The sequence below is a fragment of the Arenibaculum pallidiluteum genome (assembly GCF_017355985.1).
GTDB classification, from domain to species: domain Bacteria; phylum Pseudomonadota; class Alphaproteobacteria; order Azospirillales; family Azospirillaceae; genus Arenibaculum; species Arenibaculum pallidiluteum.
Genome location: NZ_JAFIQU010000011.1, coordinates 158,787 through 174,383, shown reverse-complemented (window position 1 = coordinate 174,383; position 15,597 = coordinate 158,787). Strand labels below are relative to the sequence as shown.

The window sequence follows — 15,597 nt, the reverse complement described above, 5'->3', positions numbered from 1 at the left end:
AGCGATAGCCTCTGGGCGCTGCGGCTGGCCAAGGACAAAGTTGCGCCCGCCCTCATCCCGCGAACCCGCCCTCGTCGAGATAGCGCTGCTCCTCCGCCGTCATGGCGCGGCCCAGGATGACGTTGCGGTGCGGGAAGCGGCCGAAGCGGCGGATGATGTCCCGGTGCCGCCGCGCATGGGTCAGATTCGGCTCGCCCAGGCGTTCCGCCAGCGCGACCGATCGGTCCTGGTCGGCGGAAGCCTCGGAATGGGCGAAGGGCAGGTACAGGAACAGCGCCATGTCGGGATCCACCCTGCGGTCATGCCCGACCCGGATGGCGGCGTCGGCAATGCGGCGCGCCAGGGCGTCGGTCTCGTACATGCGTGGCGTTCCCCGAAAGGCGTTGCGCGGGAACTGGTCGAGCAGGATCGCGAGCGCCAGCGCCCCCTCGGGATTGGCCGCCCAGTCTTCGAGATCGCCGCGCGCGGCGGCCTCGTGGGCCGTCAGGAAGCAGTCGCGGAAGCGCCGGTCGAAGGCTGGATCCTTGGCGAACCACAGCCGGGGGCCGACTGCGCGCCAGAAGGTCACCACGCCCGCGGCCTCGGACGGGGCCGCGGCCCCGCCCCGGCGCGGCCAGACGCCCGCCGTCATGGCCAGCGTGGCGGCGAACTCGGGCATGAAAAGGACATGGTGGTCCATTCCGGATTCCTCCCAGATCTTATTCCTGTTGCTTGATGTCTCGCTGAGTCTTCTTCCCGATCATGCAGAATCGGAAGACAAGCACTCGACGCACCATGGGATGCCATTGGAGCCCCGCCCGATCCAGTGATACGATTTCAGCGACATGCTGAACGGGATCGATCTCTCGCGTGCCGACCTGAACCTGCTGGTGCTCTTCGAGGTCGTGATGCGCGAACGCCATGTCGGGCGGGCCGCGGAGGCGCTGTCCCTCTCGGCCTCTGCGGTCAGCCATGGGCTCGGCCGGCTACGGAGGCTGCTCAAGGACCCGCTGTTCCTGAGAACGCCCAAGGGCGTCGTGCCAACCGCCCGCGCGCAGGAGCTGGCCGAGCCCATCGCGGACATCCTGGCCCGCATCCGCCGCGTGGTCGCGACGGCCGAATCCTTCGATCCCGCCACGGCAGCCCGCCGCTTCATCATCGGCGCCCCGGACGGCGCCTCGGCGGTGCTGCTGCGTGGGCTGCTGGACATGCTGGGCCGGACCGCGCCCGGCATCGACCTCGGTCTGCGCCAGCTCCTTCCGAATGTCCGGGGCAGGGCATCCGAGCGCCCGTGGGATTCGTCCCTGGCCGAGCTGGAATCCCGTGAGATCGACCTGGCCGTCCTTCCGCTGGACGAGGTGCCGGCGCGCTTCGCCGCGCATCCGCTCTACGAGGAGGAGTTCGTGGTCGCATGCCGCGCGGGGCATGCCTATGCGGAACGCCCGAACCTCGACCATTTCTGCGCCATGCGCCACCTCGTCGTATCCCAGACCGGCGACCCGCATGGCCTCGTCGACATCGCGCTGGCCGAGCAGGGGCGCACGCGGCGCGTCGCGCTGACGGCGCCGAATTTCATGATGGCGCTGGCCGTTGTCGCCGAGACCGACCTGATCGCCGCGCTGCCCCGGCGGCTGGTCGCAGCCCAGGCGGCCCGCTTCGGCATCGTCGCGGCCGCGCTGCCGGTCCCTCTCGCGCGCAGCAGCCTCCGCGCCATCGCGCTGCGCCCGGCGTTGATGGATGAGGGGATTGCCTGGCTGTTCGGAGCTGTGTGCGCCTGCGCACCGGGACCGGCCTAGCCGGCCCTGGTTCGGGCCGGCGATGACACGCCAGGCCGGGGGCGTGTCCCGCGTGAGCGGGCGGGCCGGGGCATTGAAAATCCCCCCGGGCGGGACCCGGGGGGACAGGTGGGAGGAAGCAGGACCCAGGGTTATTCGCCGGCCGGGGCCGGCTCCGGCGTCGGCTGCGTCACCGGCGCGGAGATGTTCGCGGGGTCGTCCACCGGGCTCAGCAGCTCCTTGGTGCGTCCGCCGGCAGCCATGGTGACGAGATCCGCGAAGGAGAAGCTCTGGTTCGCATTGGGCAGGGTCAGGATCCGCATGGGCTGGCCCAGCCGCCAGTGCGGGTCGCGGGTCAGGATGCTCTCAGGGTCGCCCTGAAGCAGACCGACGAAGGTCTCGGCGACGATCGTGCTGCCGAGCTGGCCCAGCCTTTCGCCGCGCTGCTGCAGCTCGGCCTCCTTCAGGATGTAGTACCAGAGCGGCGTGCGCTCGTGCAGGCCGTGCTTCGCGGCGATCGCGCCGTCGGGCCCGGCTGCGGCGATGTCCGCGGGATCCAGCGGCTCGACGCCCATGAAGAGCGCCAGGTCCTGGGCCGCCGGAAGCTGCAGCTTCACGCCGCGCCGCAGGTTCATGACGGCAAGGCTGCGGTCCGGCGACTTCTTATCCAGATCCCCGTCCGGCAGGCTGTGCAGGTGGGAGATCAGGTAGGGGTCTATCTTCCGGCTCAGGTTCAGGGCGAAGTCGCCGGTCTTGTCCTTGGTCTTGAAGTCGAGATAGCGGCGCCAGTCGATGATCCAGTCGCTGGGGAAGGTCGGCGGGCCGTTCGGGGTTCCGATGATCCCGGACTTGGCCGTGAACAGGAAGAAGAAGTTGAAGCTGTTGATGCCGCTCGCCCTGTTGAAGAAGCGGTTGTGACTGTACCGCTCCCGCACCATGGAATGGCCGAGCCGGTAAGCCGCGCCCGAGAACTCGACGGGCATGTACGGCGCGCCGTAGCGGCTGAAATACTCGAACCGGAAGAAGCGGCGCTTTTCGATGGCCAGGGCGACCGCATTGGGATCACAGATCTTGGCCAGGAAGTCGCGGATCACCATGGCCTGGTAGTGGTGGACCACCGCGGTACGGGCGGCCTCGAACAGATCCAGGTCGGAAACGGTGCCCTGAAGGCGGTCGACCATGGCGTTGTGGAAGCGCATGAAGGCTAGGTGGACCTGGGCGACCAGGAGGTTCTCGTCGTTCCGCTCGTCGCCGATGATCGCGAAGCCCTGCCGGTTGCGCGGCAGGTCATGCTCCAGCCCCGCTTTCACCTCGGCGTTGCGTCCGAGCGAGGTCACCCCGAGCAGAAGCTTCGCGCGGCCAGGGCTGTTGCGGTCGTAGAGCGAGGGCTGCACCCTGGGCCCGAGGCCATAGACGCTGTCGAGATCGAGCCGCGGCGTGCGGAAGTTCACCTCGCCCTTCGGATCCTGGGAGATCTCGGTCAGGGTCGTCGTGTCGAGCGTGATGTCGTGGTCGATGAACTGCCCGAGATAGGTGAAGGCGGCTGGGATGTTCTTGTTGTCGCCCGAGGCGCCGCCACCGGCATCCTCCATGGCCAGGCCCAGCTCCGCCAGGTGTTCGTCGGGCGGGACCAGGGGCGTCGCAAGCTCCGGGACCATGCGGCCGAACCGGCCGGGCTCGAAGGAGACGCCGAGCGGCGGAATGTTGTGCAGCCGCGCCGCGTGCCCGTGTGATCCTTCCTCGCCTTTCGGAACCATTGAACTCCTCCCCACGTTCATTTGGCAGGATGGGATCTTAACATCTATCCGGCGGAATTCTCCGGTTGCCATTGCGGTAGCGTCTTTGGCGCTCAGTACACAAGCGAACGGCAACGGGCAATTCCTTTGGGCTATATTCTGTAACATCGCAGTAACAATGCGCCTCATACCAAGCTATTCATGAAATATGAAAATATTGTCGGTATTTTTAGTTCAGCGGCGCGCATGGTTGTTTCCGCAGAATCGATGCCGGATCCGACGGCGCCGGGCACGGCATTGCCCGCGCCTGGGGCGTTGCGCCCCTTTGCCGACGGCGCTGACAGGGCGCCGCCGCCCGGTATACGATTCCCCGCCGCGCAGCATCACGAGCGCCGGGACGGCGGCCGAGCGGGAAGGGACGGGAATGCGGATCCTGGTGGTCGAGGACGAGGCGATCTTGGCAGAGGTGCTCTCCGAGATGATCGAGGATCTCGGCCACGAGGTCTGCGCCGTCGTCGGCACGGCCGCCGAGGCGCTCGACCTGCTCGGCAGCAGCCGTCCCGACGCCCTTCTGGTCGACGTGAACCTCGGGCGCGGCGGAAACGGCATCGCCGTGGCGTCCACAGCCTTCGAGCGTCACGGCGTCCGCTCGTTCATCATGAGCGGCGCGGTCGACAGCGCGCTGGTCGGTGAGACGGCGGCGATCCGCCCGTTCGGGTTCATCGCCAAGCCCTTCGAGCAGGCGCAGCTCGCCCAGGCCATCGCGCTCGCCGACTGAGCCCGGCACGCCGAACCGGCGGGGCCACGCTGCCGAAGGCAAGGGACCGATGTTATCCTGGTAGCGCCATCAAGAGCGGGAGGCTGCGCCGGGCAGGCGCAGTGCCAAACCATGAGCCGAGCCTTCGTCAGGGAAAGCGACGGCGAGGAGGAGGACCGGTCCCACCCAGCCGCCCCCACCGGTCCGATCCGAGTGACGCCAGCCACGCTGCAGACTTGGCGGGATGAGCTGCGCACCCAGGAGGAAGCGGTGCAGCGCCTGCGCGACAGCGACGCGCCGGAGGATCGGCTCGAGCTTTCGCAGGCGCGGCGGCGGGCCGGGCTCCTGCGGGCCCGGATCGACGCAGCCGTCGTCGCCGACGAGCCGCCGCACGATCCCGACGAGGCCGGGTTCGGCTCCGTCCTGGTGTTGGAGGACGAGACGGGCCGGCGCTGGCGCTTCACCCTGGTAGGCGGCGAGGAAGCCGACCCTGCCGCAGGCCGGATAAGCTGGCGCTCGCCGCTGGGACAGGCTCTGCTGGGCGCGCGGCCCGGCGACCCCGTCTCCTGGGCCCGCCAAGGCGGCACGCTCGAATTGACGGTGGTCGCGGTCGAGCAGCCCGCGGCGCCTTGAGCCCGAATCCTGCCCCGATGCCGGGGCGGCGGTGCCCGGGCGTCGGGGCAGGCTCCCCTTGCAGGAAGGGGGACGCGACCTCATCTGCAGTGCATGGCTCCGGGCCCCTCTGGCGACCGCAGGACGCGGCGCGATGTCGGAGCCGCCGAGAATCCCAACTCTCGACGAGCCCGGAAAATGGACAAACTCCCCTTCGAGAACCCTGAATCCGGCACCGAGCGCGATCCCGCGCCCTGGGGCCGCACATCCACGAAGCCGCCGCCGCGGCAAACAACCGAGCCGCCCGCCGACGAGCCCGTGCGCTTCTATGCGCTGCGCGACAGCCGCCTGGCCTGGTCGGGCGTGGCAATGATCGCCCTGCTGCTTTCCCCGCTGGTCTTCTTCGCACCGGACCTGTTCATCGTCTCGGTGCTTGCCAATGCGGCCATGGCGCTGCTGCAGGACAGGCTGTTCCGCTTCGAGCTCACCGACAGCACGCTCCACCTGCGTCTGGGACTGCTGGCGCGCGGCCGCCGTCTGCACCTCGGTGACGTCGTCGAGGCGGAGACGCTGACGCTGCAGGGCCTGCCGGCCGGCCCGGCGCAAGCCCGGGGCGCCTCCCGCCCGGCCGCGGGACACCTGCGCCTGCGCCTGCGCAACGGCGAGGAGATCCTGGTGCCCGGCCTCGCCGACCCGGCCGAGGCGGCAGAGGCGATCCGCCTGCTGCGCGACGGCCGGGCCCACGACGCGGCCTGAGCCGCACGGCGCGGAGCGGGGCGTCAGTCCTGCTCGCGCAGCGCCTCGATCACATGGCGGGCCACGAGTTCGGAGGATTGGGGGTTCTGCCCGGTCACCAGCCGTCCGTCGCGCACCGCGAAGGGCTGCCACGGCCCCGTGCTCTCGAAGCGGGCGCCGAGGTCGCGCAGCCGGCTCTCCAGCAGGAACGGCACGACCTTGGAGAGGCCCACGGCCTCCTCCTCCGCATCGGTGAAGGCCGTGACCCGGCGCCCCTCGACCAGTGGGCGGCCGCCCCGCATGGTGACGCCGGTCAGGCAGGCAGGGCCATGGCAGACGGCGGCCACCACCTTGCCCTCCTCGTCCGCTGTGACGATCATCTCGGCAAGCTTCTCGTTGCCGGGATAGTCCCACATCGTGCCGTGGCCGCCCGGCATGAACAGCGCATCGAAGCCGAGCCCCGCGAGCTGGTGGATCGAGGCCGAGGTCCGGGCCAGCCGCATGGCGTCCTCGTCCGCGAGGAACCGGCGCACGGATTCCGGGACCTCCTGCCCGCCCGCGGGCTCCTCGCCGGGCTTGGCGGCCGGCGCGGGAAGGCTGGCGGGGTCGAAGGGGATCTCGCCCCCGGCGATCGAGGCCAGCGTGACGTCGAGCCCCGCGTCCTTCAGGGCGTAATAGGGCGTCGAGAGCTCCTCGAGCCACAGGCCGGTCCGCTTTCCGCTGGAGCCCATCTCCGCATGCGAGGTGGTGATGATCAGGACGCGCTTGGCGGCCATTGGCCTTTCTCCCACTGGTGGTTGGAACCCATCAACACCGCCAGATAGCGGTCCGCGCCTTTGCCGTCACTGCCCGCCTTGGACGCTGCTCGGGGGCATCGGCGCGCATAGTCACTGGGAGCCGCCCCCACCACCCGAGGAGCCGCCGGAGGAGCTGCCCGAAGTCCCGCCTCCGGCGGCGCCCCCGCCGGCGGCGCCGCCCATGGAGCCTCCGGAGGTCGACCCCATGCTCCCGCCGCCGAGACTTCCTCCCGCGGCGGCGCCGGGCGTGCCCGCGGGTCCGGCGGCGACGCCGGGCGTCTGGGTGGCACCGGTCGCGGCGCCGGAACGACTGCCCGAGGTGCCTGCGAGCCCGCCCGGCGCGCTCTGCACCGCACCGGGCGTTCCGGTCGCCTGCCCGCCGGAGCCGCCGCCCAACGCCATCCCGCCCCGCCCCGAGCCGATCCCGGCCTGGCGGATCATCTGCCGCGCCTCGGCGAGCCTGCGCACGCAGCCGGCACCGTCGCCGCGCTCGCCGGCAGCGCGCGCCTCGCGCACGGCCTCCTCGATGCGCCGGCGGTCCTCTTCCGTAAAGCTCGTGCCCTTGCGCGCGCCCGGTTGGTGCTCGGGCGGCCCCGCGGCGGGCCGGGGCTCGGTCCCGCGCCTGTCCCCATGGCGCGTCCTGTCGCCCGTGGGGGAGGTCGAGATCTCGCCGCCGGAGCGGGCGATTTCCCGTGCCTCGGACGTGGCGCTGGGCGAGGGCACGTCGGTGGTCGCGGCCGGCTGCTCGCCCCCTCCCTGCGGCCGCAGCCCCTTGCCAGGGGCCAGGAAGGCCGTGGACAGGCGCTGGACCTCGTTCGTGCAGGCCCGCGCGTCCTGTGCCTGCGCCGGCGTGGCCGCCGCCAGGCCCAGCGCCATGATGGATAAGGCCAGATCCCTGCGCATGGTCCGTCTCCCTCTGTGTCCCACCCCTGCAACAGGCGGGATGGCCCTCCGGTTCGGCCCGCGGATACGGCGGCACAATCACAGGCCCGCCCGATCGCAGGGCCATGCTACCTTGCGGCAACAGCCTCACCTCCCGGCTGCCCAGGCGCGACCCGAGACGGGAAGACCCGACCCCAGCCCATGTCCCTTCCCGCCGCCCTCGACCACCTGCGGGACCCGCGCGTGCGCGACCTCGCGGCCCTATTGGCTGGCGCGACGCAACGGCGCCGCGCTGCTATTGATCCCGCGGACATCCCCTGGGCGCTGCGCCATGTCTGGCTCTGCGACTATCTCCCCGAGGAGAGGGATTTTCGCTACCGCTTGGCGGGCGAGGCGATCAACGAGGCGCATGGCCGGAGCGTCGCGCGGGTGCGGCTCAGCGATCTGCTGCCCGCGGCGGCGTTTCCTCCCGTCCTCGCGCGCTACCTGCGCGTCGTCGACGAGCCCGCCATCGGCCACGGACTCGGCGCGGTCTACCTGAACATCGACCGCCCGGTGCCCGGCGAGCGGATCGTGCTGCCGCTTGCGAGCGACGGTGCGCGCACCGACATGATCCTCGGCATGACGGTCTACGACACAGGCAGCACCCATCCCGGACATCTGTCGCCCAATGGGGCGCTCCAGCTCACCTTCACGCCGCTGGCCGCGCTATAGGGGCGCCGCCCTCCCGGCGGCGGGCAACGGTTCAGCGCAGCATCCAGGCGTGCTCGGCCGCCGTGCGGAAATGCCAGGCGCGGCGCGGGCCCGCCATCACGTTGAGATAGTAGAGCTGGTAGCCGTGGGCGGCGCCGACGGGATGATAGCCGCGCGGCACCAGCACTACGTCGCCGTCCTGCACCGTCATGGTCTCGTCCAGCGAGCGGTCGTCCGTGTAGACGCGCTGGAAGGCAAAGCCCTGCGGGGGGTCGATGCGGTGGTAGTAGGTCTCCTCCAGCTGGGATTCCTCGGGGATCGCATCGACATCGTGCTTGTGCGGGGGATAGCTCGACCAGTTTCCGGCGGGCGTGATGACTTCGACAACCAGCAGGCTGTCGGCAGGAGCGGTCTGGGACAGGATGTCGTGGACGTGACGCGTATTCGTGCCCTCGCCGCGGCGAATATAGGGCACGTCATCCGGCGCGATCAGGCGCGGCGGCAGCCCGCCGCCGAGGCCCGGCGCGGTGCAGACCGCCAGCTCGACCGGCGTCCTGGCCTCGACCCGCCAGGGCGCCCCGGCGGGCACGTAGACGGAATGCGGCTTCCTGCCCTCGAAGGGCCCCATGCGCTCGCCGACGTCGTCCCAGCGGAGGTCGCCGGCGGCGATGGCCGCCCGGCCGCCTACCAGCACCAGGCAGGTCTCACGCCCGTCGCCCGCATGAGCCACCGTCTGGCCGCGTTCCAGGCGGTGGAGCTCGAACCCGACATAGGTCCAGCCCGCGGTCTCCGGCGTCACCCGGTGCACGAGCCCCGCGGCATCGGGGGCGTGGTTGCGCAGCAGCAGCTGGCTCATGCGCGGTCTCCCTCGATGGCGCCGAACCCGGCCTCGCTGGCCAGGCGGACGAGATTGCGATGGCCCATGCGCGCATAGGTCAGCGGATGCGCCTTCGCGGGGTCCTGCTCGGCCTCGACCACGAGCCAGCCGGCATATCCGGCCTGGGCGACCGGCCTCAGCGCCGCCGGGAAGTCGACGCAGCCGTCGCCCGGCACGGTGTAGACGCCGGCCACCACCGAATCGAGGAAGCTCCACCGTTCCCCCCGCGCCCGGGCGAGCACGTCCGCGCGCACGTCCTTGCAGTGGACGTGGGTGATGCGCGCGGCATGGCGGCGCGCCACGGCGGCGGGATCGTCGCCGGAAAACGTCAGGTGTCCGGTGTCGAGCAGCAGCCCCACCTCGGGACCGGTCATGGCCATCAGCCGGTCCACCTCGGCAGCGGTCTGGATCACGGTGCCCATGTGGTGGTGATAGGCCATGCGCACGCCGCTTTCCGCCATGTGCCGCGCCACCGTGGCGATGCGCGGGGCAAGCAGCGCCCAGTCGGCATCGGCGAGCACCGGCCGGGTATCCACGGGCACGCCGCGGCTGCCGTGGACCGCTCGGGCGGTCTCGCAGAACACCATCACGGGGCTGCCCATGGCGCGCAGCAGGCGCAGATGCGGCTCCATGGCCGCGATCTCCTCCTCGGCCGTGCGCTCCAGCAGGTTCGCGCTGTACCAGCCCGACACCAGGTCGAGCCGGTGGCGCGCGAGGATCGGGCGCAGGGCGTCCGGGTCGCGCGGGAACTTGTTGCCGAGTTCGATGCCCGAGAAGCCGGCCTCCCGCGCCTCCGCAAGGCAGGTCTCAAGCGGCGTCTCACCGCCGAGCTCCGGCATGTCGTCGTTAGACCAACCGATGGGATTGGTGCCGATCCTGATGGCCATGTGCCTTCTCGCCCCTTGCCTTAGCCTTGCTTCGGCCCTGCCCTAGCCCTGGTGCTGCAGGTTCCTGCGCGCCTCGTCGTAGCGCGCCCGCGCCTCGCGCACCGCCCCGCGCTCCGAGGTCTCCGGCACCGCCACGTCCCACCAGGCGCCGCCCTCCTCGGTGGTGGCGTCGGGATCGGTGCGGATCACGATCACCACGGTCCGGTCGGCGTCGCGGGCCCGCTCCAGCGCGCGCTCGAGGCTTCCGATGCCGTCCACCGCCTCGGCCAGAGCGCCCAGGCTTCGGGCATGGGCGGCGAAGTCCACCGCCACCTCCGCCCCGCCCGGGATCGTGTCCAGCAGGTTGTTGAAGGGCACCCCGCCGCAGGCCTGCTGCAGCCGGTTGATGCAGCCGTAGCCGCGGTTGTCCAGCACCGTGATCACGAGCTTGCGGCCCAGCATGACCGAGGTCGCGATCTCGGAGTTCATCATCAGGTAGCTGCCATCCCCGACCATCACGAAGACCTCGCGATCCGGCAGTGCCATCTTGACCCCGAGCCCGCCCGCGATCTCGTACCCCATGCAGGAGAAGCCGTATTCCAGGTGGTATCCCTTCGGATCCCGGGCCCGCCAGAGCTTGTGCAGTTCGCCCGGCAGGCCGCCCGCCGCGCACACCACCACGTCATGCGGTCCCGCCGCCCGGTTGACCGCGCCGATCACCTGCATGTCGGTGGCAAGCGCGTTGCCGGCAGCTCCGCCCTCCGGCGGCGCCGTGACGCGGTCGACCACCGTCGCCCAGGCCCGTGCCAGCTCGCCCGCGCGGGCGGACCAGGCGGGATCGGCGCGCCAGCCCTCCAGCGCCTGCGCCAGCGCGTCCAGCCCGCGGCCGGCATCGGCCACAAGCGGCATGGCACCGTGCTTGCCCGCGTCGTAACCCGCGACGTTGAGCTGGACCAGGCGCAGACCCGGCCTTGCGAACAGGCTGCGCGAGGCGGTCGTGAAATCCTGGAGCCGCGTGCCCACTGCCAGCACCAGGTCCGCCTCGGCGGCCAACGCATTGGCCGCGCTGCTGCCGGTGACGCCGATCGACCCCACGGCCTGGGGATGGTCCCAGGCCAGGGCGCCCTTGCCGGCCTGGGTCTCGGCGACGGGCACGCCATGGGTCCGCGCGAAACGCTCCAGCGCCGCAACCGCCCCGGAATAGTGGACCCCGCCGCCCGCCACGATCAGCGGGCGCCGCGCCGCAGCCAGCGCCGCCGCGGCGTCGGCCAGCTCGTCCGCATCGGGGCCGGGCCGGCGGCCCCGATGCAGCCGCGGCGCGAAGAAGGCCTCGGGCCAGTCCCAGGCCTCGGCCTGCACGTCCTGGGGCAGCGCCAGGGTCACCGGCCCGCACTCCGCCGGGTCGGTCAGCACCGCCATGGCGCGCGGCAACGACTGCAGGAGCTGCTCGGGCCGCGTGATGCGGTCCCACCAGCGCGAGACCGGGCGGAAGCAGTCGTTCGGAGACACCGTCGGGTCGCCGAAATCCTCGATCTGCTGAAGGACGGGATCGGGCAGACGCCCTGCAAAGACGTCGCCCGGCAGCAGCAGCAGCGGCAGCCGGTCCACATGGGCCACGGCGGCCGCCGTCACCATGTTGGTGGCCCCGGGCCCGATCGAGGTCGTGCAGGCCATGATCTGGCGCCTGTTCCGCGCCTTGGCGAAGGCGACGGCGGCCAGCGCCATGGCCTGCTCGTTATGGGCCCGATAGGTCGGAAGGCTGTCGCGGGCATGCCACAGCGCCTCGCCCAGCCCGGCGACATTGCCGTGGCCGAAGATCGCCCAGACGCCGGCGAAGAGCGGCGCCTCGGTCCCGTCGATCTCGGTCCGCTGGGCCGCCAGGAAGCGGACCAGCGCCTGGGCCGCCGTCAGTCGGATCGTCTTCATGCCCCCTCCCCCGCGGCCTGCGCGGCTGCCGTGCCGTCGGCCGCCCCCTCGAAGGTCTCGACCAGCCGGCCGAAGGCCTCCGCCATGCGGCTCACCGCCTCCGCGTCGTCCAGCCGCCCGGCGAGCCAGGCCGAGGCCGCCTCGCCGAAGATCGTGCGCCCCACCGCGAAGCCGCGGCACAGCGGCTGGCGGGCCGCCAGCGCGAGGTCGCGGGCCAGCGCCTCCTCCGGCGCGTCCAGCCCCAGGACCAGCACTCCGCGGCAGTGCGGGTCATTGGCGGACACCACCCCCGCCAGGGCGTCCCAGCCCTGCTGGTCGGCCGGCGGCGGCAGCTTCCACCAGTCCGGCCGGATGCCGAGCGCGTAGATCCCGGCCAGGGCCCGCGCCAGCGTGTCGGGCCCGGCCGGCGCATCGCCCCGCGTGGGGATGATCTCCAGCAGCAGCTCGTGCCCGGTGCGCCGCGCCGCCTCGTCCACGGTCAGCAGCGTCTGATCCTGCAGGGCACGCAGTTCCTCGGCGTCGTCGGGGTGGTAGAAGCACAGGCACTTCACGACATGCTCGGCCGGCCATTCCCGCAGCGCCGAGCCCAGGTCGCGCATGCCGTCGAAGCGCAGCGGGCGAGAGCCCGGCGCCTCGATGGGGCGGCCGATCCACAGATCGCCCCCGGTCAGCCCGTCCAGGAGGTCCTGACCATAGCGCCCGTCCAGGAGGATGCCGAGCCCGCCCCGCCCACGGCCCTCTCCGCCGCGCCTGGCCTGCACGCGCCGCAGAGCGTCCACAGCAAGCGCCTTGAAGGCGGAGATGCGCTCGGGCGGCGCGCCGGCACGGGCGGCCATCTCCTCGAACTGGACGCGGTGGTCCACCGCCAACGCCATCACCCGCGGCCAGTCGCGCCGGCGCGTCGTCGCCCGGTGCAGGTGCTCCAACGCCGCGTCCTCGCGCAGGCGAGGGTGCGCGCTGCCCTCGGCCAGGAAATGGCGGAGCTCCGTCCAGGTCGGGACCGCGGGGGCGCAGCCATGGCGCGACACCGCGAAGGCGCCGCAGGCATTGGCCAGCCGGCAGCATTCCGCGATCGGCTCGCCGCGCAGCCAGCCGCGCAGAAACCCCGCCATGAAGGCGTCGCCCGCCCCCAGCACGTTGTACACCTCGACCGGGAAGCCTGGCCCGCGGATCCCGTCCTCGAGATCCTCGGGAATCGGCCCGTCATAGGCGATGCAGCCCATGGGTCCGCGCTTGAGGACGATCAGCGCGCCGGGCGCCAGCTCGCGCATGCGGAGCAGCGCAGCGCGCGTGTCGGTGGAGCCGCCTGCGATATGGACCTCCTCCTCGGTGCCGACGATCAAGTCGCAGCCCGGCAGGATCGTCTGCAGGTGGCGCGAGACCGCCCCGGCCTCGACGAAGCGCTCCTCGCCCGCGCCATGCCCGGCCACCCCCCAGAGCACCGGGCGGTAGTCAATGTCCAGGACGACCCGCCCGCCGCTCTCGCGCGCCAGGAGCATGGCCTTGCGGCTGGCGGCGTCCAGGTTCGGACGCGAGAAATGGGTGCCGGTCACCACCACCGCCCGGGCCGAGGCGATGAAGGCCGCGTCCACGTCCTCCTCGGTCATGGCGGCGTCGGCGCAGTCGGTCCGGTAGAAGATCAGCGGGAAGCTCTCCTTGGAGCGGATGCCAAGGATCACCAGCGCTGTCAGCCGCTCGGGATCGATGCGGACATGACTGACATCGACGCCCTCGCGGACGAGCTCCTCGCGCAGGAAGCGGCCCATGTGCTCGTCGCCGACGCGGGTGACCAGCGCCGGGCGCAGCCCGAGGCGCGCGGCGCCCACGGCGATGTTGGCGGGGCAGCCGCCGATGTATTTCGCGAAGCTCGTCATGTCCTCCAGCCGGCCGCCGACCTGCTCGCCATAGAGGTCGACCGAGCTGCGCCCAATCGTGATGACGTCCAGGGAGCGGTCTTTGGCGGCGCTGGGTTGGGGCGCTGGCATGGCGTCTCCGGCAGTGGGGATGGCGTGTGGCGGCGCGTCCCACGCGACCGCCACACGCCGCTGGATTGAAACACCAATTCCATTTGACGGGCAACCGTGGAAGAGGAATTCTGCACCGCAACCGCCGGCCGAGGCCGGACCAAGCCCAGGGAAACGCACCGCCATGCTCACCTTCGCGCAGTTCGGCGCAGGCCGGATCGGCCGCATCCATGCCGCCAACATCGCGGCGCACCCGCGCGCGCGCCTCGCACGGCTGGTCGACGTCCAGGACGACGCGGCCCGGGCGCTCGCCGAATCCGTGGGCGCCGTGGTCTGCGACGCCAGCTCGGTCTTCGCTGATCCCGCCATCGACGCCGTGGTGATCGGCAGCCCGACCGACACCCATGCCGACCTGATCGAGGAGGCGGCCCGGTCCGGCAAGGCGATCTTCTGCGAGAAGCCCATCGACCTGTCCGAGGCGCGGGTGAACGCCTGCCTCGCGACGGTCGCCAAGGCCGGCGTCCCGCTGATGCTGGGTTTCAACCGCAGGTTCGACCCCAACTTCGCCGAGCTCAGGCGCCGCATCGACGAGGGCCGCATCGGCAAGGTCGAGCAGGTGATCGTGATCAGCCGCGACCCCGGCCCGCCGCCCGCGGGCTACATCCGCAGCTCGGGCGGGATGTTCCGCGACATGACGATCCACGACTTCGACATGGCGCGCTGGCTGCTCGGCGAGGAGCCGACCCTGGTGCACGCAGTCGGCAGCGTGCTGGTCGATCCCGAAATCGGCCGGCTCGGCGACATCGATACGGCGACCGTGGTCCTGACGACGCCGTCCGGCCGCCAGGCGGTGATCTCGAACACGCGCCGGGCGGTCTACGGCTACGATCAGCGCATCGAGGTGCACGGGTCCGGCGGCATGCTCCAGGCCGCCAACGTGCCGATCTCGACGGTCAGCGAGGCGGGTGCGGGCGGCATCACCGGCGACAAGCCGATGCCATTCTTCCTGGAGCGCTACGCCGCCGCCTACCAGGCCGAGATCGACGCCTTCATCGCGGCCGTCGAGGCCGGAACCCCGCCGAACCCCGGCGGCGAGGACGGGCGGCGCGCCCTGATGCTCGCGGATGCCGCCATCGCATCGCTGAAGCAGGGGCAGCCGGTCGCGGTCTGAGCGTGGCGGGCACGGGTTCCCGGATCGGTCCGGAAGCCCGTGCCCGCCGTCACGCCCGCGGGATCACGGCATCAGAACCGGTACTTGGCGGTGATGCTGACGACGGGAAAGAACTGGAACGGCTCCAGGTCGTCCTCGACGTTCCGCCGCTCGCGCTCCACATCCGCGGCGAGCTGCGCTGCAGCCGCCGGCGGCAGCGCAGCGCCCGGTGTCGCCCTCAGGGATACGTCGGGCTTGCCCTGCCAGAGCGCGCCGGCATCGAAGGACAGGCTGAGGGCATCGCTCAGCCGCGCCTCGTAGCCGAGGCCGAGATAGGGGGCGAAGCGGTTGAAGTCGACCTTGCCGTCGAGCCGGCCGATCTCGGACCCGGTATAGGTCGTCCCGCCGAGATCGACGGTCTGGAATGGGCCGGGCACCGCCGAGATGTCGGCCTTGTTGCCGTTGATGCGCAGGCCCGCCGAGATGCGGAAGCCGCCGCCGAGCGGGTAGTAGTCGCCGACGAGACCGCCCGAGGCGAGCCGGAGATCGGCATCGTAGTCGATGCCGCCGATCTCGCGGCTGGTCGACCAGCTCAGATAGTTGGCGCCGCCACGGATGCCGAAGCTGTCGTTGAAGCGGAAGCCGGCCTCGGCGCCGAGGCCCAGCGTGCTGGCGCTGGGACCGAAGGTGGCGGGACGGGCATCCTGCGCATGGGCGGAAGCGGCGCCGAGAAGCACGAGGGCTGCCGTAACCGCGAGAGCGGTACGCATGGTGAACTCCGCAGGCTGGAAAGGTGCGGCGTCATAGCACCTCCGAGGCCGGCGAACAGCACGGGAACGAACAAAAGA

15 protein-coding genes are annotated in these 15,597 nt (G+C 71.4%); 6 read left to right on the top strand and 9 right to left on the bottom strand.

What is annotated here, in order from left to right; genetic code table 11:
• Positions 1 to 52: 52 nt before the first annotated feature.
• Positions 53 to 679, bottom strand: a complete 627-nt coding sequence (locus JUB13_RS20780; protein ID WP_236025098.1) for a DUF924 family protein — start codon at positions 677 to 679, stop codon at positions 53 to 55.
• Positions 680 to 824: 145 nt separating this feature from the next.
• Here JUB13_RS20780 and JUB13_RS20775 point away from each other — a divergent pair, with 145 nt between their 5' ends.
• Entirely contained in the window at positions 825 to 1,775 is a 951-nt protein-coding gene (locus JUB13_RS20775) for a LysR family transcriptional regulator (RefSeq protein WP_207482255.1), read from the top strand.
• A gap of 131 nt (positions 1,776 to 1,906) precedes the next feature.
• Here the strand turns inward: JUB13_RS20775 and JUB13_RS20770 are convergent, their stop codons facing one another.
• On the bottom strand, positions 1,907 to 3,511 hold the full coding sequence (locus tag JUB13_RS20770) for a peroxidase family protein (protein ID WP_207482253.1): 1,605 nt from the start codon (positions 3,509 to 3,511) through the stop codon (positions 1,907 to 1,909).
• Positions 3,512 to 3,914: 403 nt separating this feature from the next.
• Here JUB13_RS20770 and JUB13_RS20765 point away from each other — a divergent pair, with 403 nt between their 5' ends.
• The 3 genes from JUB13_RS20765 to JUB13_RS20755 all read left to right on the top strand — a co-directional run bounded on the left by JUB13_RS20765 (position 3,915) and on the right by JUB13_RS20755 (position 5,615).
• A complete protein-coding gene (locus JUB13_RS20765) occupies positions 3,915 to 4,268 on the top strand; it encodes a response regulator (RefSeq protein ID WP_207482251.1) in 354 nt (117 codons plus the stop codon).
• Positions 4,269 to 4,379: 111 nt separating this feature from the next.
• Entirely contained in the window at positions 4,380 to 4,880 is a 501-nt protein-coding gene (locus JUB13_RS20760) for a GreA/GreB family elongation factor (protein ID WP_207482248.1), read from the top strand.
• Positions 4,881 to 5,057: 177 nt separating this feature from the next.
• A complete protein-coding gene (locus tag JUB13_RS20755; RefSeq protein WP_207482246.1) occupies positions 5,058 to 5,615 on the top strand; it encodes a hypothetical protein in 558 nt (185 codons plus the stop codon).
• A 23-nt stretch (positions 5,616 to 5,638) separates the two neighbouring features.
• Here the strand turns inward: JUB13_RS20755 and JUB13_RS20750 are convergent, their stop codons facing one another.
• Both JUB13_RS20750 and JUB13_RS20745 read right to left on the bottom strand, forming a co-directional pair.
• On the bottom strand, positions 5,639 to 6,370 hold the full coding sequence (locus tag JUB13_RS20750; protein ID WP_207482244.1) for a type 1 glutamine amidotransferase domain-containing protein: 732 nt from the start codon (positions 6,368 to 6,370) through the stop codon (positions 5,639 to 5,641).
• 111 nt (positions 6,371 to 6,481) lie between these two features.
• Positions 6,482 to 7,294, bottom strand: coding sequence for a hypothetical protein (locus JUB13_RS20745; RefSeq protein WP_207482242.1), 813 nt, complete (start codon positions 7,292 to 7,294; stop codon positions 6,482 to 6,484).
• Between the two features lie 180 nt (positions 7,295 to 7,474).
• On the opposite strand from JUB13_RS20745, the gene JUB13_RS20740 reads away from it, so the two are divergent.
• Complete coding sequence (locus JUB13_RS20740; protein ID WP_207482241.1) at positions 7,475 to 7,987, top strand: PAS domain-containing protein; 513 nt, start codon at positions 7,475 to 7,477, stop codon at positions 7,985 to 7,987.
• Between the two features lie 31 nt (positions 7,988 to 8,018).
• Here the strand turns inward: JUB13_RS20740 and iolB are convergent, their stop codons facing one another.
• From iolB to JUB13_RS20720, 4 genes are read right to left on the bottom strand one after another with little or no spacing between them, the layout of a single operon-like run.
• A complete protein-coding gene (iolB, locus tag JUB13_RS20735) occupies positions 8,019 to 8,822 on the bottom strand; it encodes a 5-deoxy-glucuronate isomerase (RefSeq protein ID WP_207482240.1) in 804 nt (267 codons plus the stop codon).
• Entirely contained in the window at positions 8,819 to 9,730 is a 912-nt protein-coding gene (gene iolE / locus JUB13_RS20730) for a myo-inosose-2 dehydratase (RefSeq protein WP_207482239.1), read from the bottom strand. Before iolE ends, iolB begins: the two co-directional genes overlap by 4 nt.
• Before the next feature lie 42 nt (positions 9,731 to 9,772).
• Complete coding sequence (gene iolD / locus JUB13_RS20725) at positions 9,773 to 11,635, bottom strand: 3D-(3,5/4)-trihydroxycyclohexane-1,2-dione acylhydrolase (decyclizing) (RefSeq protein WP_207482238.1); 1,863 nt, start codon at positions 11,633 to 11,635, stop codon at positions 9,773 to 9,775.
• Entirely contained in the window at positions 11,632 to 13,620 is a 1,989-nt protein-coding gene (locus tag JUB13_RS20720; RefSeq protein WP_207482237.1) for a bifunctional 5-dehydro-2-deoxygluconokinase/5-dehydro-2-deoxyphosphogluconate aldolase, read from the bottom strand. The genes iolD and JUB13_RS20720 overlap by 4 nt, the downstream gene beginning before the upstream one ends.
• Before the next feature lie 163 nt (positions 13,621 to 13,783).
• Here JUB13_RS20720 and iolG point away from each other — a divergent pair, with 163 nt between their 5' ends.
• Entirely contained in the window at positions 13,784 to 14,770 is a 987-nt protein-coding gene (iolG, locus tag JUB13_RS20715; protein WP_207482235.1) for an inositol 2-dehydrogenase, read from the top strand.
• Positions 14,771 to 14,841: 71 nt separating this feature from the next.
• Here the strand turns inward: iolG and JUB13_RS20710 are convergent, their stop codons facing one another.
• Positions 14,842 to 15,519, bottom strand: a complete 678-nt coding sequence (locus JUB13_RS20710) for a porin family protein (RefSeq protein WP_207482234.1) — start codon at positions 15,517 to 15,519, stop codon at positions 14,842 to 14,844.
• Between the last annotated feature and the right edge of the window lie 78 nt (positions 15,520 to 15,597).